Annotated in this window: 15 protein-coding genes; 8 read left to right on the top strand and 7 right to left on the bottom strand. The window is 54.2% G+C overall.

Annotated elements, in window-relative coordinates:
- Nucleotides 1-17: 17 nt before the first annotated feature.
- Nucleotides 18-173, bottom strand: a complete 156-nt coding sequence (locus K227x_RS30870) for a hypothetical protein (protein ID WP_218933516.1) — start codon at nucleotides 171-173, stop codon at nucleotides 18-20.
- Nucleotides 174-513: 340 nt separating this feature from the next.
- Here K227x_RS30870 and K227x_RS25205 point away from each other — a divergent pair, with 340 nt between their 5' ends.
- Nucleotides 514-1257: a PH domain-containing protein gene (locus K227x_RS25205; protein ID WP_246146236.1), complete on the top strand. Its 744-nt coding sequence runs from the start codon at nucleotides 514-516 to the stop codon at nucleotides 1255-1257.
- A 26-nt stretch (nucleotides 1258-1283) separates the two neighbouring features.
- Here the strand turns inward: K227x_RS25205 and K227x_RS25200 are convergent, their stop codons facing one another.
- The 4 genes from K227x_RS25200 to K227x_RS25185 all read right to left on the bottom strand — a co-directional run bounded on the left by K227x_RS25200 (nucleotide 1284) and on the right by K227x_RS25185 (nucleotide 6562).
- The gene (locus K227x_RS25200) at nucleotides 1284-1778 is read right to left on the bottom strand and encodes a DUF1269 domain-containing protein (protein ID WP_145174506.1); all 495 of its coding nucleotides are present in this window, start codon (nucleotides 1776-1778) and stop codon (nucleotides 1284-1286) included.
- A gap of 95 nt (nucleotides 1779-1873) precedes the next feature.
- Complete coding sequence (locus tag K227x_RS25195; protein WP_145174502.1) at nucleotides 1874-2647, bottom strand: CAP domain-containing protein; 774 nt, start codon at nucleotides 2645-2647, stop codon at nucleotides 1874-1876.
- A 1919-nt stretch (nucleotides 2648-4566) separates the two neighbouring features.
- Nucleotides 4567-4689, bottom strand: a complete 123-nt coding sequence (locus tag K227x_RS31485) for a hypothetical protein (RefSeq protein WP_261343416.1) — start codon at nucleotides 4687-4689, stop codon at nucleotides 4567-4569.
- Between the two features lie 388 nt (nucleotides 4690-5077).
- Nucleotides 5078-6562, bottom strand: a complete 1485-nt coding sequence (locus tag K227x_RS25185) for a sulfotransferase (protein WP_261343469.1) — start codon at nucleotides 6560-6562, stop codon at nucleotides 5078-5080.
- Between the two features lie 1405 nt (nucleotides 6563-7967).
- On the opposite strand from K227x_RS25185, the gene K227x_RS25175 reads away from it, so the two are divergent.
- The 7 genes from K227x_RS25175 to K227x_RS25145 all read left to right on the top strand — a co-directional run bounded on the left by K227x_RS25175 (nucleotide 7968) and on the right by K227x_RS25145 (nucleotide 16231).
- Nucleotides 7968-9641 carry a hypothetical protein gene (locus tag K227x_RS25175; RefSeq protein ID WP_145174493.1) on the top strand — a complete coding sequence of 558 codons (1674 nt, stop codon included), beginning with the start codon at nucleotides 7968-7970 and terminating at the stop codon, nucleotides 9639-9641.
- 30 nt (nucleotides 9642-9671) lie between these two features.
- Nucleotides 9672-11060, top strand: coding sequence for a glycosyltransferase family 25 protein (locus K227x_RS25170; RefSeq protein WP_391540396.1), 1389 nt, complete (start codon nucleotides 9672-9674; stop codon nucleotides 11058-11060).
- An 85-nt stretch (nucleotides 11061-11145) separates the two neighbouring features.
- A complete protein-coding gene (locus K227x_RS25165; RefSeq protein ID WP_145174487.1) occupies nucleotides 11146-12180 on the top strand; it encodes a GSCFA domain-containing protein in 1035 nt (344 codons plus the stop codon).
- 31 nt (nucleotides 12181-12211) lie between these two features.
- Entirely contained in the window at nucleotides 12212-13369 is a 1158-nt protein-coding gene (locus K227x_RS25160; RefSeq protein ID WP_145174484.1) for an aspartyl/asparaginyl beta-hydroxylase domain-containing protein, read from the top strand.
- A gap of 269 nt (nucleotides 13370-13638) precedes the next feature.
- Nucleotides 13639-13965, top strand: coding sequence for an IS66 family insertion sequence element accessory protein TnpA (gene tnpA / locus K227x_RS25155; protein WP_145167548.1), 327 nt, complete (start codon nucleotides 13639-13641; stop codon nucleotides 13963-13965).
- Nucleotides 13962-14312, top strand: a complete 351-nt coding sequence (gene tnpB / locus K227x_RS25150; RefSeq protein WP_145167546.1) for an IS66 family insertion sequence element accessory protein TnpB — start codon at nucleotides 13962-13964, stop codon at nucleotides 14310-14312. Before tnpA ends, tnpB begins: the two co-directional genes overlap by 4 nt.
- 152 nt (nucleotides 14313-14464) lie before the next feature.
- The gene (locus K227x_RS25145) at nucleotides 14465-16231 is read left to right on the top strand and encodes an IS66 family transposase (RefSeq protein ID WP_145167544.1); all 1767 of its coding nucleotides are present in this window, start codon (nucleotides 14465-14467) and stop codon (nucleotides 16229-16231) included.
- Nucleotides 16232-16984: 753 nt separating this feature from the next.
- Here K227x_RS25145 and K227x_RS25140 read toward each other — a convergent pair.
- Together K227x_RS25140 and K227x_RS25135 are read right to left on the bottom strand one after the other, a co-directional pair.
- Nucleotides 16985-17629, bottom strand: a complete 645-nt coding sequence (locus K227x_RS25140; protein ID WP_145174481.1) for a hypothetical protein — start codon at nucleotides 17627-17629, stop codon at nucleotides 16985-16987.
- Nucleotides 17630-17647: 18 nt separating this feature from the next.
- Entirely contained in the window at nucleotides 17648-18955 is a 1308-nt protein-coding gene (locus K227x_RS25135; RefSeq protein ID WP_218933514.1) for a polymorphic toxin-type HINT domain-containing protein, read from the bottom strand.
- Nucleotides 18956-19051: the final 96 nt, after the last annotated feature.

Below are 19051 nucleotides of genomic sequence, written 5' to 3'. Positions count from 1 at the left end.
ATTTGTGCGATCTCGCTTCATCGCCGACCCGCTGCGGCCGCGATCGCTCTCTGGACACCGTCTTTGATCACGTCAGCGCGACTACGTGCTTCGGCGGCCCTCTCGCCGTTGTCGCCGAATCGATCGTTGTGGACGTCAAGCGAAATTTCTTCACCGGTTCGCTCGTCATCCATTCCCAGATCGTCGCGACCTGCTGGCGTTTCAGTGTCAGATCGTCTGATACTTGGGGCAAGTGTCGAACTGCTGCTGCGTTTGCCGTCCGGTTTCGAACGCTCCGCTTACGATAACTCGTTTCCACCAGCGGCAGGCTGGTTGATTGACTCATCCAACGCAGCACACACTTTCTTGCGAGTCGGCAAGGATTGCGTCCTTTCGATGGTGGCGTTTGGTCGTTTAGCGTTCACCTTGGGCTATCGTTTGACCTGTTTCCATCCGAACGCCTCCATGTGGCATGCGACTTGCGTGACTCAGACAGGACGGTGCGGGCCGTCCGGTTCGTCGACGTAGGATCGGATGGCCTGCGCCGAACCGCTCGTTACGAACGATCCTTCATCGCCGAAAGCCAGTCTCATGCAAGTTCTCTCCGCCATATGCCCCTACTGCAATCACGACGTTGATAGCACGATTGATCACCTCGATGGTCCGATCGTCTGTCCGGAGTGTCGCAAGCCTTTCGAGATGGAAATGCCGACCGCGGTGGTAACTTCGGTTCAAGAAGTTGATGAGAAGACCGCAAGTGGAAAGCGTCTGGCCGCGGATCCTGATGAACGCACGCTGATCAAGGTCCACCCTGTCGTCTTGCGTGCGCGACCTGTCGCGACGCTAATCCTTGGCATGATTTTTCTAGTCGCCGCTGTCGCCATGATCCTCTCCATCACTGGCATGGCCATCGCTGGCTATTCGTTGAACGATACCATGTCGCTAGGTCCGGCGTCGCTGCTGACCTGGGTGTCCGCAATCACGCTCTCGGTCGAGGCTGTTGTCATAGGTTATTGGGTGCTGCTGAGTCGTTTCACGACATTGACTGTGACTGACGACCGGACGATCTATCAGCGTGGCATCGTCTCACGCGAGACGTCGGAAGTTCAGCATGACGACGTGCGAAATATTCAGCTTGATCAGTCATTCATGCAGCGACTGCTGAATGTGGGCAGCGTCGGGATTTCAAGTTCTGGGCAAGATGACTTGGAGGTCGTTGCCGAACGACTTCCAGGTCCCAAAAAGATCATCCAGTTGATCCGGGAAAATCAACAGTAGGCCAAAAGGTCTCGTCTAACGACGACTCAAGCCACAGGCTGAAACCGCTCTAGCGATTTCGGGCCACAGGTTTTCAGTAGCTGCTCTCCCTCAGACAGGTCGATATCTTTGCCGGTTAGCACGATCAATTGCGAACCGTTGCGGACCCGTTCTTCATAACCCTTGCCTACGTCGCGGTGGACGCCCCAGCTTTCGATAGCTGACAGAACACTACCACCGGCAGCGCCGGCGGCCATTCCAATCAGCGGCCCAGCCACCAACATCGGGCCCATCAACGTCGCGGTGCCTAACATCGCGCCCAGCGTGCCACCGGCAATCGTCGCTGCCCCAGTGGTTTTGCCAGCCGGGGGCGACGCTGGCTTGGTGTCTTTCGTGTCACCTATCACGGATTCGGAGACTTGGTCCGATTTGGTCACTAGCGAAACGTCACGTTCGGAAAACTGCGATTTTTCCAGTACTTCCAACGCGGTGCGAAAGGAGGTGACGTCAGTGAACTCAGCAATCAGGCATTCTTGGGGCATGGTTCAATTCTTCGGATGGAGGGTGCGAGATGGGGCGTTCCCGAAATCGCGTGTGCACGAAACGAACGGGTTCTGGGAAATCCTACTAAGGTCGATCAATCAGACTCCGTGATTCCTTCGTCCGTAATGGTCAAGGTTGCGCGGGATGTCATCCGCTTGGAAACGCCGCTTCCCGGTAATGAAATTTTGGTCGGAAGACACCGTGTCATCCTTAGGGTCATTTGCGGCTGAAGTTCCACTTCGTCTTGCTCATCATTGGCGCGAAAGACTACTGTTTTAGTTTCCTCTGATTTGTTGATTAGCGTCAGCTGGAAGGCCGCTGACTTTGGACGACCGAACATCTGCACGGCGTAGTAGGTGATTTCGTCAGTCGTCGCGACTCCGACGCCCGTTTCAGTAGCATAGTCGGCTAGCATGTTCTCGCGATGTGGTGGTGAGTCGATCCATCCTTGAACGAAGACTTCAATCAACGTTTCGGCGGTAATTTCACCTGTGTTCGAGCGGTAGGCAATGTTCTCGCGGACGACACAGTAGTCATACCCAGCCGCCTCTGCCCGCTGGGCCGGCGATTGACCGTTTGCTCGGTGTCCGTATTTGTCCGTACGAGCCATGAACTCTGCGAACTTCTCGGCCGCTTGCATCAAGTGGTCATCCCGCTGCACCCCACCCAAGTCATTTGACTTTCGAAACGCGTTGGTCTGTGTGAAGATTGCGTCTTCGACGGTCGCGATCATGTTTGAGGAGCGAGTATGTAGCTCGGCGTTGTTGCCATCCGAGGAAGTTGATGATGGTTCTTGCCCGCTGGCCGCCACCGTTGTCGCCACGACGATTAGCGATTGGCACAGAATGCAAGCAGTAGCAGGGTTCATGGTCGTTTTCTTTTTCAGTGGTTCAAGCGTGTCGCGGTACGGCAATGCCTTGTGCAACCGCCGTGCCGCCCCTGCGTAATTCCGGCGACACGGCTGGGATTGCGATCCGGTTTCCTGAACACGTTTCCTAGCATCAGCACTGGCCATCACCTCTGGCACTTCGCGATACCGGGCAAAGTACGCTTTCAGTGCGGGTGTCGGTTGGGGGCTGCAATGCTGGGTTTACGGGCGTGGCAGCCTTGAACTCGTTCTTAATGTCTCGGGCGGGAAGCTCGCCCGAGCTACAATTCGGCGTTGGCCACGCAGTGCTGTGACAGCGTATGGAACCCATGCTGGTGGATCACCAATGGATTGCCTGGGAGTCGGATGTCACGCGTTTCAACCGATCAATGTTTTCGCGGCCCTCCCCGTGAATCCTGGTGCTGTCCGACTGGGCCGGGCATTGCCTCGAAGGCTGACCTTACCCACTAACGCGATACGCCTTCCGACGCTGGTGATTCCGTGCTTTTCCTCATGATCCTCGTCTGCACCCTCGCTCTTGTGCTGCTTGATCGGATGCGTGGACGCGATGTATCACACCCCTATACGCGAATTGGGCTGCGGGATTCCTACCTCGGTTCGCCATCTCACCTTGTTGTCCTTGGTTACATTTACCTGCATTCCTTCCTGATGCTGGCACTATTGCCCGTGATGCTGGATTCCACTGGATCCTCGCTTTGGCACTCACACGCGTTCGGCCTTGTCTCCTTGTCGGCGGTTGTTCGCATGATGGGGGCTGTCGTGCTACTTTATTCCATTGCTTGTTACATTTTTCGTCCGTTTCGGCATCACCGATTGAGATGTGCCGACTCGCTTCTTGCTTCGTTTGAGATCGTCTTCATTTGTTCGACATTCATGGCTGTACCCCAGGACGGCGGATAGCGACGGCGATCGACATGAAGATGTTGGTGATACAGCTCATGAATCCAAACAAGATGTCCCAGTTTGGCGCCAAGGCGCAAAAGCCATAACCGACGCTCGTGGCAGGCGGGTTTCCCTCCTTCAAAGAAACGCCAACCGGCCGATCCGGAATTCGGGCGAATCCCACTGCCGTCATCGCACAAACGATTGCGATCGCAAACTTGGCTGTGGCGTATCGCGATCGCGGTGTCGCGTCTTTGCCCCTTCCGTGTCCGCTGCCGCTCGCCCGGGGAGCCCGTCTAGTTTTAATGGCTCAGGTGTCCTGCTTCAGGCGAATCAGAAGTGATCGCCACTTTTATGAGTCCTGGAACCTTTTTCTGTTCCGCCACTTTTATGAGTCCTGGAACCTTTTTCTGTTCGCCACTTTTATGAGTCCTGGAACCTTTTTCTGTTTCTGAAACGAGACGGGCTTGCCGGGGCCTGCGCCCGTTCCGTTGCCTGATCAACGGGACCCTGTGGCCGACACGGGGGTGCATTGCAAGGTGGAAAGATGCCGGGGCGAGTTCCATGTATCGCGATTGGTCAGCGCGGTCATGGGGGCACCCCTCAAGGTCGCGATCTTCATGGACCGGCCAGGGTGCTGGATATCTAGAATTGTTCCCTTACCTCCTCGGCCATGACGATCCGCTAGTGAACCCGCATTATTTACCAAGCGTCTGAATGCGACTTGATTTGTTGACAAGGCGGTTTGGAGCACCGGCGTGATTGATTTCGGGGTTGGTTCGGTCGGTGAGCGCGCAACGGCCCCTCCCCAAAGCCGTGCTTCGTGTCGATGGGTGCCTTTCGTGACGAAGCACTTCTTGCAGGTGAGCGTGCTCCGGTGGAGGCATGAAGTCTTGGCCGACACTCGGCTTCGGCAGCGTCACTTGCCTGCCTTCAAGCCGCTCGATCACGCGGGACCACAACGGCTCGGCCGACTGAGCGATTCGCAGAACTAATCGGCGTGAATGCTTGACCATTCAGCCGCCAACCTTCAGCATGAAATTGACGAACCGCTGCATGTCCCAGCAATCACCCACCGCATCTTCGAGTTCGTTGCGGCAGATCGTATTGAGATTGAAGGCCAGCAACGCAAGCAGCATCGTCGCTTCGTTTTCCTTGAATCCCTGCGACGACAAGTGAACACCGATCGCGTCGCTGGACTCGCCAAGGCGATCCTCGAATCCGAAGCTCAGCGTCCCAAGCCTGAACCCGGCACGAGTCGATTCCGTAGGTCCTGACGTCGTGGCGCAAGCAAATCTTGTCGCCCCCAACTGCGTACGCAGCCCTGCATTCCGTTCCTGCGCCAATGCCGCTTTCCGGCATGGACGATTGCTGCACCCGACGCGGAAAGAGTGCAGCAGGTTCCGTTGAGTGGCTCGTCTCTTCTGCGCTGTGCAGCTTTCGCTTTCGTAAGATCCTTGTTCCGTTCACCTTTCATTCGCAACAGCCCTTGAACGAAGAATCGCATTGAGATAACGCAATTTTCGGTTAGTTCTGGCCGAGCCGGAGAGTGAAGTTTTGGACTCGCTCAAGTTGCTTTCCAGAATCCTCCCAGCTGTATTCGTAGCTGCCCACGTGTCCGAGCCGTATTCGTGTATCGACCATGATGTTATATCCACACTGGCGTGCTCGCTCGCAGAACGCAAAATCTTCTGCGAGATAAAGCGGTGATCCGCCATGATCGATTACCATCGGTTGGAAGTAAGGGGCAACTCCGCCTCCGAATATTTCATTGCAAAGTGGTAGGGCAAGTTGAGTTTGGACTGTCTTGTAGACCGATCGATGCACCAGCAAGAATCCGGCTGCGACATAGCGGACTTCCATAAGCCCACCGTTCTGACCGAACTGAATACTCCTTGTTTCCGGAAGCACCCGGCATGCAATTTTCTGGAATCCTTTTTGGGGGTAAATTCCGGCAAGGATTGGTTCACCCAAGGACCGCATGTTATCGATCACTTCTGGATCAAAAGTAACATCGCTGTCGATCCACATCGTTTCCTCGAAATCGTCGCGAAGAGCGTGCGACGCTATTTCGTTCCGAGCACGATCGATTGCTGAATAGCCCCTTACTCTCCGAACGGCGTAGCCCATCGACTCGAGTCTTGTGAGTGATTGCTCACATTTGGGTTCGATCGAATGCCCAACAGGCGTCAAGATGACACACTTCGATCGCGACTGCTCAATCGTATAGAAACCACCTAACGCCTCTTTCTTTGCGGCTACTTCGTTCTGATACTGAAGCTGTTTGGCCAGTGGGGCAACGTATTTATCGAGTTCCGCGGCAGCGTCTTCTTCGATCGTTTCCTTGGGGTCGGGATTGCTTTGGGGGCGGTTTGCAAGTTCAGTCCGGTTCAATTCAAAGCCAAGATACTCTTCGATTTCATCGGCCGCGGAACCATTTAGGTTTTCGTATCGGACTAATTTCGCGTCAACTTCGTTGGAAACTTCAAGGAAGCTTTCCGTGATCCGGCTCCAGTGTTTCGCAAACAGCGTTGTCGTAACTTCCCTGTCTGGCCAGCGGTCGTACCACGGACTTGTTTTAGCACGAAACGCTGAAAAGGAACGGTAGGCATCGTAAGGGTTTCGAATCAAAAAGAGAAACTTGGCAGATGGGAAAAGACGTTTCAGCGATCGGGCGATTTGCCCATCCCACCGAACTTCTTTCGCTCCCCAGTGATCCGCCCCTGCGGTTTGTGCTGACGCTTTGAACAGTTGTTTGATGTACTGTCGTGACGCGTCGTCGAGATCACGAATCGTTGGGTAGAGATTGGCAATGAATCTTCCCTCATAGCCATCCGATAGTCGCCCGTCGTAGAGACTCGCCTCCGCAGGCCATTGCTCCGTCACGCTAGCGTACGGGGCAAGCAATGATTGTATTGGCCAAGCGTGCCCGTAGGGCTCTCCCCAAACGAAGCAGCTTGGCATTAGCATCCGTTGCAAGAGAGTTGATCCAGATCGCCAACTCGACGCCATCACGAAAACCGGAGAGTCTTGTTCATCCGATTTTGTTGCTGCGCCGAATCGTTCTTGGATCCAGTCTTCGCCTTCACGCAGGCGACTCGAGAATTCTTCAGGGTTAAACAAAACTCTTTCCTTTGCAATGCAAAACGTCGCTCATCCGCAGGCCGGGCCGCGTTGTTGCGGCTATGATAGTGGCTCTAGCGGTAAAAGTATGGCGGAGGATGGGGGACGAATGGTCAAGTCAGATCTAGCAATCGAATGTCGAGACACCATGGAAATGGTAGTTGAAACACCTGGATGGCGATCGGGGCAAGTTGCTGTCTGGTGCTCTGGTCACTGGGTTCGGCGTCCACCGGACACGGCGATTAGTGCGATTGTTTTCGACACGGATCGTCGGTTTGATCTCGTGTCTTCGCCGCCCAGGTCGTTGGTTGTCTTATTGCCCAACAAGGATGTCGACGCGGCTCTAGCGAAACGACTTCTGGACGCGCACGCTAGCAGCGGTGCGATTGGAATTCTAGCTTCAAGGTCCCTTGCTGAGCAAATCTCGGAATTCCCAAAAGAGTTCGGTGTTTTGGTCGTCGAAGATGTTGGGGAAGCGATTGAGGGCCTGCTCGGCAATTTGAACCTTGGCGACAAATCGCTCGCAAAACTTCGCGAAGCCTGCGAGAATCGTCACGCTACCGACAGCATGCCAAAGCCCTCGGAGGTTATCGATTACAGGTTGCGTCTTGGCGAGATGCTCGGTTTCCAAATTGACGCTAGCGTGACATCTTCTTTCGAGTCGCTTGAATCGCCAGTCGTGTTTACCAGACGCTTCAGTGACTCTCGCATCGACACACGGCGGCTTCTCGAGTGGATCGAGGAGATAGATCGAACGATAGTTCCCTTGAACGATGATCTCAGATCTGGATTGCAGGCCTCGTCCGGTACGATCCATTTGCTCGCTTCCATTGGCACCACAGTCGCCTGGGCGAAATGGACGTCTGCGCGAAATGCATGTGAAGCGATTCGATTGGCAGTGGTCGATGCACGGGAAGTTCTCGGTACGCTTGAGTGGGGAAAAATTGAACATCTCGAAATCTGTATCCCCAATCGTTCCCGATCGATCGACCTGGCCTCTGGACCTGATCGCCGCTGGCTCTTTCAAGACACGGTCTTAGGCAAAGTCGGCTTGAAGATCTCATTCGCCGGAGACCCGAGTCGTTTTCGGCTAGTCACACCTCGTGCGATTGCTCAGGCTGGTCTGTCGCATCGCGATTGGATCGCTGCGTTCTGCGATGACATAGGGTTACCTCAGGTTTCATCTCGAAGAGGTGTCGTCGATGTCGAGGCGTTCTGGGCTGAGACCCATCTCATTCCGATTAGGAATTCAGCCGCAGTCCCGATTGCGGTCCCCTCGTCAATCGAAGATGTGTTGCCTAAGGACGTCCTGCGACAGTCTGTTGTCGACCTGTTCGTGTCGGGGCGGGTTGATGTAAAGCGGCAACAGAAGCTGGGTTTCGCCGCTGAGGAGGTCCATTTCTGCTGGCGTGCGAAAGGACGCGTACTTGCTGAGCAGCGGTTTGATCGCATGACGGTTTGCGATGCCCTTTCAGGTGGATTCGAACAGCTAACGCACCAGACGTTGCGTCACTGCGATGCGGTTGAAATTTGCATTGCGAGCGATGTCCGACGCGTTTCGTTCGTTAGAAAAGCTTGGCCGGACGGCCGTGTTGACCGCGGGGTCGTTGGGTGGATCGTCGATAACGTTCAGGAACAGGGTGGCCAAATTCTGTTGACACCGCAAAAGTCGATTGCCGCAAACCGTTCGTTGGAAAAATGGATCCAGGTTTTGCAGCGTAAGAAAGGCGGTAGCGCGGATGTCGATATTCGAAAAGCCGTCGTGCGAAAATTCCGAGCCAGCCAGTATCTTGTTCGGTTCAATGCCGGTGATGCGACCATCAGCACCGTTGACCAGCTCCTGCACGGAGCACCAACGGTAGATGAGTCGGAGGTCACTTCCGAGCGACTGCTCGATCTGGAGCGACTGCAGGCAAATTATCTGATTCGTTCCGTACAGCCAGATGGCCGGATGACCTATCTGTACTACCCCAGTACCGGACAGGAAGATCTTTCACGCAATAATCAAATTCGGCAATGGATGGCAACGCTCGCTTTGGCCAGGGTTTGTCGGTGCGATCGAAGTTATGCCGTTGAGTCAGATCAACTGCAGCAAACGCTCGTCAAAAACGTGGCGCACAATGTTCGGAGCTTCACGTCGATCGACCATCACGGACGAGGGCGAGTCGATGATGCTGGGAAAGTCAAATTGGGGGCTGTTGCTCTTTCGTGGCTAGCGATCGAAGAGTCCGGGCTATCCAGCGACTATTCAACGCTCCAGGATGCGTTCATGCGGACAATCGATTTTCTTTGGCAAGAAGACGGGTCTTTCAGGACTTTCCTGATTCCCCCCAAACGGAACGACAATCAAAATTTCTACTCAGGCGAAGCACTTCTAGCATGGAGCCATCGACTATCGACAGGGGACTTTCTGAAGCATACCGAATTACTCGAACGCTTCATGCGATCAGCATGGCATTACAAGCGTTGGCACCTCGCAAACCGAAATCCCGCGTTCATTCCATGGCACACTCAGGCCTACTATCGTGTTTGGGAAAGAACGTCAGATAACGATCTGGCAAAGTGGATTCTGGAGATGAACGACTGGCTGCTTGCTGTGCAACAGTGGGACGATGCACCATACGCCGATTGCCGTGGACGATTTCACGATCCTAGCCGGCCGTTCGGGCCACCGCACGCGTCGTCAACTGGCGTCTACCTGGAAGGTCTTGCCGACGCCTATCTGCTGGCTGCCAGGCTGGAAGATATTGAACGGGCAGATTCTTATTTAACGGCTATTCGGCGAGGACTGCGAAGCTTGTTTCAGTTGACCTTCAAGAATGATGCTGACATGTTCTATGTGCAAAAGCGTGAACGGCTACGAGGAGGTGTTCGGACAACGGTTGGAAACAATGTCGTTCGAGTCGATAATGTCCAGCACGGCCTAATGGCCATCCAGAAAATCATTGCCAATGAAATTCCGATCTAGGCATTCGTGGTCGAAACGAAGATTTTTAAAATGGGAAACGCCGCAGTCGAACGTTGCTTTGTCATCAATCTGGATCGACGTCCGGATCGCATGCAGCAGTTTCTAGACGGTTTGCCGAAGTCATGGCCGTTGCCACAGGTGGAACGCATTTCTGCGTTTGACGGCCAGGGCGTGAACGTGCTTCCCCCGTTGTGGCCATCGAAGGGCGCATGGGGGTGCTATCAATCCCACCTCTCAATTTTGAATCGATGTTTGGACGACGGCGTCAATTCATATGCCGTGTTTGAAGACGATGCGATTTTCAGTGCCGATTTCAAAGATCGATTCGTAACGTTCATGCGTGAATTGCCGGAGAATTGCGGGCTCGCATATCTTGGCGGTCAGAACTTGATGGGCGATCGGTTTTTGCCGATTCAGATCAGTGAATCGGTTTTCGTGCCATACAACGTCAATCGCACGCATGCGATGATTCTTCGCGGGCGTGAAAGCATGATGAAGCTGCAGCAGCATCTTTGTCGCCCCTACAAAAAGCCAGGATTTCATATCGATCATCTGCTAGGGCAGCTGATTCAGCGACAGTATCACGCCCATAGATTCGGAAGAGCGGAAGATGCCCGCAGCGTTCCAACTTACATTCCCAGCCAATGGATGGTTGGACAAAATGCAGGTCACTCTGACATCGTCAACCGAGAGATCAAGCAAACAAAGCTTTTTCTGAACGCAGGCGATGTATCGCTTTCCACTCATCCGTTCGTTGCGGTGATGGGGATATACCGTTCTGGAACTACGGCGGTATCGTTAATGCTTCGAGACCTTGGTGTCTACATGGGAAACAAGCTAGTCGGTCGCGTTCCTGATGGTGGCGGTGAGGCGATCGGTCTGAGAAACATTTGCGAGAATGTCATTGCCCTGCCAGATCTTTCTCCAAAGCAATCCGAACGTCGCACCGACCGCCTTGTTAAGCGGTGGGTGATTGATCGAAAAAATGTAGCGAGGAACCGCCCCGTCGAAACAATAGCGGGAGGCAAGCATCCACTGCTTTGCGCGATGGGGCCCCATCTTCTGCGAGCAGCTGGGCAGGGATTGGTCGTCATTTCTATCGATCGCTCGATCGAAGAGGCAACGGAGTCTTTGCAGCAATGCTGTACGCACAACTATGCTGGCTGGAGCCCTGTCACAGAGAAAAATTGTCGCCTTCTACAAGAACGGTTGATGCGGGCAAAGCAGACCTTCCTTGACTTGCATCCGAGTATCCCCGTCTTGCGAGTGGATTATAATTTGCTTCAGCAGTCACCAGCAATTGAAGTCGATCGTGTCATCGCATTCCTGAAACTGAGTCCGTCGCGAATCCGCCGTCGACAAGCTGTTCGGAATCTAGAAAAACAAAGCAGGCACTTCGGAGCAGCGACGACGTATTGAGCTGACTCAGTTTTTGCAAGCGGGTAAAGTATCGTGACGATTGTACTCTAGAAGCAGGCACCTGCATTTTCGCCAGTGAGATCCAATGCCAACTCCGCGTCATGAAGTCCAAGGCCCCGTCTTACCTACCGGCACGCACGCTGCGATCAGCGGGCGGGAGGCTTTGCGGCGAGCGATGTCGAATCGATTTCGCAAGTTCATGTACGTCGACGGCAATCAAATCGAAAATGCTGGGAATCGAATTCGGGAGGACGACATTGTCAACGCGAGCGTCAATCCAAAGTTTCAGCTTTCTCGGGGGGCAAAGGTTTTTACGATTGGATCATGTTTCGCGAGAAATGTCGAAGATAAATTGATCTCGCACGGAGTGAACGTTGCTTCCCGGGGCTTCTCCTTGCCTCGTGAATATTACTACAAGCCTTCGATGCATGGTCCACGGACGGCACTCAACAAGTATTCACCGCATTCAATTGCGTTCGAGTTGGATCGAGTCATCTCAGGTCGCTCCCTGGAAAACGATGGTTTTGTGCAGGTCGATGATTCATTGTGGTACGACCCCCATTGCTCCCAAGTGGTGCCCCGACCGCTGGAGGACTGCCGAGAAGTTCGCGCGAAAGTTGCCGGGGTTACTCGCGAGATTGAAGACTGCGATTTTGTATTTGTCACGCTGGGGTTAACGGAAACATGGATAGACAATGAGTTAAATGTCCCTGTGAACCTACCTCCGAAGCCAAATCTTCTAAAACGCTTCCCCGATCGATTCGGTTTTTCGAATGCAACCTATCCAAGTGTGGTGGAAGCATTGGAGTCGACTATCGACTTGGTTTGCAAGCAGTGCAACCGTGAGATGAAGTTTATCTTCACCGTGTCACCCGTTCCGCTGCAGACAACCTACAGTGACGTCGATGTTATTCTTGCCAACACCTATTCAAAAAGTGTTTTGCGAGCCGCCTGTGGTCATCTGTCTGCCATGCATGACAATGTTGATTACTTTCCGAGTTTTGAGATGCTGATGTATTCCAATCGAAGGCTGGTTTGGCGGGAGGACGAAGTTCACATCAAAAATTCCGCCGTGGGAACTGTCATTCAACGGTTCGCGAATAGTTATCTCGAAGATTGAAATCCAACGCCGCAATTGATACGAAATCACCATGGATAAGTTTGTTCAAAGAGTCGAAGACAACGTTTTCACCGATTCGATGCTAGAGGAGGTTCATGCAAATCATTTGCTATGGCTCCGCAATACCAGTCGTCAAGAAAAAATTCGCTGCCAAAGAGACACACAAACGATTTTTATTCGAACGGCAAAGAAACCGGTTCCGGTAGAGGTAGAGTCGAGCGACGTTCGGGCGAGCAATTGGACTCGGATGTCGAAACAGTTTCCTGTCTTGTCTCAGTGGGCAGAGGAATTCGCGGTTCGGGTGGGGGGCGATCTTGGGCGTGTCTTTTTGGTTCGATTGAAGCCGAAGGGACGCGTTTACAAGCACGTTGATCAAGGAAGCTACTATGAATGCCGAGATCGCTACCACTTGCTTTTACAATGCGACGGTGAATCTCAACTGGTCTGCGGAGATACTAGTTGTCGTGTAGCAGCAGGCGAGGTCTGGTGGCTGAACAACAGTGTTGCGTATGAGGAAACGAACACAGGTTCCGATTGGCGAATCCATGTGATCATCGACGTGCTACCGACGCCTCGGCGACCACGGCCAGATTCTGAGTGGAAGCATTTTCAGTACATTCGAAATGTTGACACAGCCGAGATGCTGGTGGATCTGAAGCAGCAAGGTGAGTCCGCTTGGGGCGAAAACACACGGCGGCAAAGGAGTATTCGAGTGCAGCGAGAAACAAGCAGTATCCCCCTGCGGTCCAGCTTGTCCTCGCGTCCCCCCGGCGTTCGCAACAACGACATGCACCCAAGCGAGTCGACAAGCTTGGCAGTACATTTTCCGGCAATCTATGGCTGGGCCAGCGAATTCGCTCGCGAAACTGGTGGTGATCTAGCTCGGCTAAGCATCGTTCGCTTGAACCCATTCTCTCAGGTTTACCCGCATATTGACGAAGGGGAGTACTATCGGGCACGAGATCGATATCATCTCGTGTTGCAGAGCAAAGGTGGTAGTGAAATGATCTGCGGTGATGAACGCGTCGTTTTTCGGGAGCGAGAGCTGTGGTGGTTCGACAACAAAGCAATCCATGAGGCTCGAAATAACACTGACGAAGGGCGGGTTCACGTCATTTTCGATGTCCAGCCGCACCAGAGATCTGGCGAACTGTGGATGGGGCTTGGCGATCGTGCGAATTACCAATGATTCGGGAAGGTGACAGGATTATCTTCAAGGACACAGCGAAGTTTCGTGGTTCGCCGTGAGGATTTGGTCTTTGCAAGGAAAGTGACGGGAGGTGAGGGAGTCAAATATTCGGCTGATAGTTTAAGCTGGATTGATGGAACTGCGGATGACTCTAGGCATCAGGCCCAGTGCAGGGGCGGTTAGCAAGAGCAACGTAACCGTACACCAAAACCATTGTAGGCGCAGGTTTTAGGCTATTGGGTTTACCTTGCTTCCCAATGGAGAACCCTATGAATCGAGCCGAAACCGCGAAGCTTTGGACGGAGCGTCTGCAACGATTTGAGCAAGCTCAGATGACGGTCGCTCAATTCTGTTCCGCCGAAGGTGTTTCGCAGCCGTCTTTCTACAACTGGAAACGCAAGCTGCGGTCGACGCGGGATCCGAAAGTCCCCGTCGTGGCCAAGTTTGTGCCCGTCTCGTTTCAAGCCACACCGGATCGCCCCGCTCCCGCAGCCAATCTCGCGAACGCGACGATTGAACTTCCCGGTGGCATCCGCATTCGTATCGAAGTGCCAACTGATTCTCAGCCGAATCCACTGCGCAAGGATCAACCATGATCGGATTGCCTGATGGCATGCCGATCTATCTGTGCACCGAGCCGGTCGACTTTCGAAAAGGCTTTGATGGTCTGACCGGAATCGTCACCACCTCGTTGGGCAAGAGCGTCACCGACGGTTCGCTGTTTCTGTTTGTCAATCGAAAGCGAGACCGCATCAAAGCCCTCTGGTGGGAGACTGGTGGATTGACCTTGTGGTACAGGCGACTCGAGCAAGGCACCGTCGAGCTGCCAACGCCTCCCTGTGATCAAACGCACGTCACGATCGATTCGGTCGAACTGGCCATGTGGATCGCAGGCGTCTCACTGAAATCGGCCAAGACAAGACGCAAGCGAATGGTGGCGTAGGGCCGTCTGGCCGGCCAGTTCCACTTCGCATCAATCAGTTCCACTTCGCATCAACCGGCTTCGTGAGAACATTCTCGCGGGGCCGGTTTTCTTTTGGACTTTCGTGGGGACGCACTTGCGCTTTTGGTGGCGAACTTTATAATGTCGCCATCATGGATCCCAAACCACTCCCCGCCGACCTCGATGCTGCTCATGCGTTGATTCAAAAACAAGCCGTCGCACTGGAGTTGAAAGACAAGCTGATTGAGGAACAAGCCCACAGCGTCTTAGAACTTAAGTCCGACCGTGACAAACTCGACGAGAAGAACATCGAGCTGAACCTGACGATCGAGAAACTTCTCAAGCAACTTTTTGGTCGCAAGAGTGAGCGACGCATCGACTGTGACGGCCAGCTGCATTTCGACTTGGGCGAAGAGCCCACGCCCGAAGTCATCAGCGCACTCGAAGAAGCGATCTGCGACGCTCGACAAATTGTTGACGATGCCGAAGAAGACAAGAAGAAGCGACGACGAAATCGCTCCGCAACCGGCGACCGCAAGTTCCCCGAACATTTGCCGCGCTATGAACGCATCGTCGATGTGCCCGAAGGAAAACGCGAAGGCTTGACCCTGATCGGCTATGACGAAGTTGAAACGCTGGAGTGGGTTCCCGCGGATCTCAAAGTCCGACTAACCAAGTATGCCAAATACGTCCACCCAACCGACAAAGCGCAAGGCATCGTCAGCCCCGAGCGGCCCACGGGCCTCGTCGAATGGGATCGCTTCGACGCCTCGATCGGTGTCGAGGTGGTGGCCTGGAAGTACTTCTATCACCTGCCGTTCTATCGTCAACAAGACATGTTCGGGGCCAGCGGCTGGACGCCCAGTCGCAGCACACTGCAGAACATCGAAACGGCCGTCGAGTTCGCCCTGCGTCCGCTCGCCGAGCACTTGCAGAGCATTCTGAAACAAGATCCCACCGTTGGCTGTGATGACACCGGCGTGCTGTTGATTACGCCCGCCGCGATGCCGGACTTATCGGATCACCCGCGCGGTAAACGTATCACCGAGGTCCTCGAGAAGGCGATGACCACAGGCAAGCCAAGCATCAAAGCGAACTTCTGGGGCTACTACGCTTCACGGCTTCCGGTTGTCGCTTTCGACTTCACGGTTAGCCGTCACCGTGATGGTCCGGACGACGTGCTGAGTGACTTTGAAGGTAACCTGATTGGCGACTGTTGGTCGGGATTTCAGAAGATCCAAATACGAAGCGACTCGCGAATCACTTTCGCAGCGTGCTGGGCACATGCGCGTCGCAAGATCGACGAGTGCCGCAGTGCGTTCCCGATCCAAGTGGCGAAACTTGAGTCGTTGATTGGAAATCTTTACGACGTGGAGGATCAATGCAAACACCTTACTGCGCCGGAGCAACTTTCGCGACGCCAAAGCCTGTCACGTCATGTTCTGGATCAGATCGAAGCCTATCTTTCCAGTGAAGCGATGCAGTCACCGAAGGTGCTTCCCAAGAGCAACCTTGGGATGGCGGCGGCCTACGTCCGTCGGCACTGGGAGGCACTCCATCGTTTTACCGAAGATGTATCGATCCCGCTGGACAACAACGACTGCGAGCAGTTGATGAAGCGGGTGGCGACGGGTCGCAAGAACTGGATGTTCAAAGGCTCGGTGGCCGCGGGCGAACGGGCTGCAAACTTAATGACAATCATCGGGAGCGCGATCCGCAACAACTTGGACGTGCGAGCGTACTTGGATGATGTCCTGCGGCGTGCGCTATCCGGCGAAACCGACTGGCAATCAATGACGCCCCATGCCTGGAAGGCAGAACATCCCGAATCGATCCGGCAATACCGCGACGACGAACGTCGCCAAGCCGCCGACCGCAAGAAAACTCGCCGCGCCCGCCGCCGAACCCGCAAAAAGTAACCAACCCCAAGCGCCCAACTGGTGCTGGTGTACGGTTACAGAGCAACGTGACTGTGCCTCACTCACAGCGAAGGACCGCAATCGCCGCCGCCTTGCAAGTCGTTTGGTGCTCCACCGCTACGCCTGCTCGGCCTTCGGAGGCCGACCCGCTTCGCTACCGTACTCTATGAGCGGATGACGGCGTCCTGCCTTTCGTTTCTATCGGCATCCTGCCTTGGTTCGTCGGTCGTGCGCTTCGCCATCCATGGCTGCGCGAGCTCCCTCCTCTCGACGCCCGGTCTCCGCTCGGTCACTCCGGTGCGGTCTCCGCTCCTCGTTCCTCGTCGCTGCGCCTTCCCTACGTTCGGTCGCTACGACCCGGCTACGCGCGACGTCGCTAACTTTCACGGTTGGCAACATTGATCCGTAATTCCAACCTTTGAACCATTGGATAGATCAACCGCGGATCACCGCTTCGTGTCGCGTTCCGCCGGGCGGCGTCCTGCCACCGGGCTGGCTCATTGGCGGGCCATCCGGGCCCGCCTGCCTTCGGCGAGTGCGCTCTAAGTTGCGCGTGGCGGGCATCCCGCCCGAAGTTGCGACGGCCATCGTGGCCGTCGCCGCGTTCACCTTCGGTTCACACAAGACGCAAGCGTCATCCAAGCGGCGCTGTGGTTCCGACGGCTTGCAAGTCCGCCCTGATGGTGAGTCGTTTGGCCGTCGGCGTCAGCTTGAACCCGATATCTGAAGTCACTTCAAACATGTTTCATTCACTTAAGAGACGCCAAGATGCTCGAGATCATTCACAAGTGGCACGAAATATTTTTCGTATGTCATTGCTCCTGCTTGCGAAACTTTTTCGTCATAAATTTGACGGAGCTCCTCGTAATTTGGTCGATCTAGGAGTTTGGCAACGATCAAGCCCTTTGAACAACGTGCACGCTCGTTAATCATGTGAACGCATCGTTCGGAAGGGCTGCCGTTCAAGGCAGCGTCAATTCCTGCCAGGCTTCCGAACTCCGAGAAGTAGGGAACGGCAACCTCTCGGAAAGCGCACACTATTTTTTGAACTGCTTCATCGACATCCGCCGCCTCTGATACTGACACGTCGTAATCAGAAGAACGCGTCAACAGTTTGACGTTCACACCTAGCGTTGACGTATTTATCGCGTCCGAGTCAGAAAACTCCGACGTGCGATGAAAAATGTCTTCAATGCGTTCACTCCGCACGCCTACATCAGGCGTGCAAACTAAACGACCGTGCCTATCCGCCAATGCGATCTGAAACTGAAGGCGAAAGTCTCCTTCTAGCTTCACGAAACAACTTGACGAAATGTCAAACTCGAATCCATCGGACGCTAATTCCTTTGCAACTGCAAGGATAATCGACTCAGCTAGCTGTTGGGCATTTTCAAGCATCTTAAACTCATATCTGATTTATTGGGCTGAACGCAACTGGATCAGCGCGTCACGTAGGTCCTGGCCAAACTGAATTCTTGCAGCTCGCGGAAGATCACGCGGACGAATAGTCAATACATTTGACGGATCAAGAACCGTCCCTTGAGGGAACGCCAACCCGCCACCATGTCCTCTGACTTGACCGCCAAACTGCTCGAATAACGGGAAGCCCTGACGCTGACCCTTCGTCAGCGGCGCTCTGAAACTGGACTTAAACTCAAGTGGCCGCGTTGCAAATGATTCGACATCAATTCCGAGTCGATCTGCCCGGAATCCTCGGCCAGCCAACGTACCATTTGCGTCAACAAACGGTCGTATGGTTACTTCACTTTGTAGGTCGATAAAGCGGCCATCGACCGACTGTCCCGCTACATCATCGAAAACTCTGCCACGAGTTTGGTTCAAAACTCTACGAGTCGAAGCATCCGCGTTCATCTCGCGAGCGAAACGACCAAGCCCAAGCCCTCCCCTGTTTGGGGCAAGGTCATCGAGAGAATCTGTATAGGCAACTCCTCCACCGAAGTCGTATGTTTGTGAGTTGTGGACTAATAGTCCTTGGTCGCCTACATAGTAGACGTGCTCCCCGTGCACTTCCATGTTGTAGACAGCCTGGGGGCCCGGACGCGCGAGTTTGCTTACAACCCGTTTCGTGTCACCGTGGTAGGTTCGGACTCGCTCACCCTTGTCAAGTCGTCCGGCTTGGACGTATTCTTGGCGGTCAACCGACCAGAATGGGTGATTGCTTGTCGTACCGATGGTTTCCGCGTCCAAATTATCACTGATCGTCAGGTCAATGACGTCGCCGCTGCTATGATGAAAGGTTGCCGTCACAACGCGGCCCTGACCACTTTTGACCATCGGTGCTGATTGAATGTCAGTCACAATCGCGGAACCGGTGATCGCGAGTTCGGGTAGGTCCATCTCTACCAACAGCGACTGTATCTGCCAGCCCTGCAATTCGATTGTGGCATTGGTCAGAAGTAGCTCTCGAAAGACCGGGCGCATGGGCGAGAGAGGGACGTTTAGTCGATCTCTTTCAAACTCGGAATCAGGAGCGTTTATAGGGAGCAGTTGGATCTGAGCGACTAGGTCATTCGACTCAGCTTCCGCTTCATCGACCAACCAACTCAGCTGCGAACGCACCCAATCTTCGCTGCGCAGAAGTTCCATCTTCAACTCGCTACCGTCGTCTTTCGGCATCACCAAAGACAACTTTAGATAATTCGACCAATCGGGCTCCACCCATCCCTCGCGTTCTTCCGAACCGACTTCGGGGTTGTGCGCCAACACACGATCGCCAACTCGGATCGATTCGATTGGCTTCGTCGCGTGATCCGCGATTGTATTTCGGTTGGATCGCGCAAACGAGACCAAACGCTCGCC

Source organism: Rubripirellula lacrimiformis, from assembly GCF_007741535.1.
Classification (GTDB): Bacteria; Planctomycetota; Planctomycetia; order Pirellulales; family Pirellulaceae; genus Rubripirellula; species Rubripirellula lacrimiformis.
This window is presented reverse-complemented; position numbering and strand designations above follow the sequence as displayed.

Excerpts from the sequence above, each read along its gene's own strand:
- K227x_RS25185 (WP_261343469.1), bottom strand. The coding sequence starts at position 6,562 with ATGGCGTCGAGTTGGCGATCTGGATCAACTCTCTTGCAACGGATGCTA.
- K227x_RS25205 (WP_246146236.1), top strand. The coding sequence starts at position 514 with ATGGCCTGCGCCGAACCGCTCGTTACGAACGATCCTTCATCGCCGAAA.
- K227x_RS25195 (WP_145174502.1), bottom strand. The coding sequence starts at position 2,647 with ATGAACCCTGCTACTGCTTGCATTCTGTGCCAATCGCTAATCGTCGTG.
- K227x_RS25170 (WP_391540396.1), top strand. The coding sequence starts at position 9,672 with ATGGGAAACGCCGCAGTCGAACGTTGCTTTGTCATCAATCTGGATCGA.
- K227x_RS25165 (WP_145174487.1), top strand. The coding sequence starts at position 11,146 with ATGCCAACTCCGCGTCATGAAGTCCAAGGCCCCGTCTTACCTACCGGC.
- tnpA (WP_145167548.1), top strand. The coding sequence starts at position 13,639 with ATGAATCGAGCCGAAACCGCGAAGCTTTGGACGGAGCGTCTGCAACGA.
- K227x_RS30870 (WP_218933516.1), bottom strand. The coding sequence starts at position 173 with ATGGATGACGAGCGAACCGGTGAAGAAATTTCGCTTGACGTCCACAAC.
- K227x_RS25145 (WP_145167544.1), top strand. The coding sequence starts at position 14,465 with ATGGATCCCAAACCACTCCCCGCCGACCTCGATGCTGCTCATGCGTTG.
- K227x_RS31485 (WP_261343416.1), bottom strand. The coding sequence starts at position 4,689 with ATGCTGCTTGCGTTGCTGGCCTTCAATCTCAATACGATCTGCCGCAAC.
- K227x_RS25160 (WP_145174484.1), top strand. The coding sequence starts at position 12,212 with ATGGATAAGTTTGTTCAAAGAGTCGAAGACAACGTTTTCACCGATTCG.
- K227x_RS25200 (WP_145174506.1), bottom strand. The coding sequence starts at position 1,778 with ATGCCCCAAGAATGCCTGATTGCTGAGTTCACTGACGTCACCTCCTTT.
- tnpB (WP_145167546.1), top strand. The coding sequence starts at position 13,962 with ATGATCGGATTGCCTGATGGCATGCCGATCTATCTGTGCACCGAGCCG.
- K227x_RS25140 (WP_145174481.1), bottom strand. The coding sequence starts at position 17,629 with ATGCTTGAAAATGCCCAACAGCTAGCTGAGTCGATTATCCTTGCAGTT.